Here is a 480-nt window from a genome sequence, read left to right as displayed (position 1 = left end):
AGCGAGTCGCGGGACCGGATCCGGCGCACCCGGGTGGAGACGGAGAGCATCTTCGTCCAGGAGCGGGAGCAGGAGAACGAGCAGAGCAGTTCCCTGACGACGACCGACCGCTTCGAGTTGCAGCGCGAGACGCAGTCCCTGCTGCAGGAGCGCTCCGACGTCAAAGGGTCGCTCACGGTCTCCGGCAGCTACGGGCCGACCGTCGATTTCCAGGCCAGCGCCGACGCCGCGTGGACACGGAACACGGAGGAGAGCGAGTCCTCGGCGAGAACCATGGCCCGCGAGGTGACGCAGACCGCCGCGGAGCGGACCGCCGAGCGCATCCTCACCCGGGAGACCCGCCGCACCACCACCGAGGTGGAGGAAACCGACCAGCACACGTTCGACAACACGCTCGGCGCCGAGCATGTGGTGGGCGTGTACCAGTGGCTGACCAAGATCTACGAGGCCCAGGTCTACAACTACGGCAGGCGGACGCTG

The 480-nt window shown here is 68.1% G+C and carries 1 protein-coding gene; it reads left to right on the top strand.

Going from position 1 to position 480, the window contains the following annotated elements; genetic code table 11:
* On the top strand, nucleotides 1–480 hold a 480-nt coding region (locus F8271_RS32810; RefSeq protein ID WP_225854920.1), incomplete at both ends, for a hypothetical protein.

Source organism: Micromonospora sp. ALFpr18c (assembly GCF_008868155.1).
GTDB lineage: Bacteria > Actinomycetota > Actinomycetes > Mycobacteriales > Micromonosporaceae > Micromonospora.
This window is presented reverse-complemented; position numbering and strand designations above follow the sequence as displayed.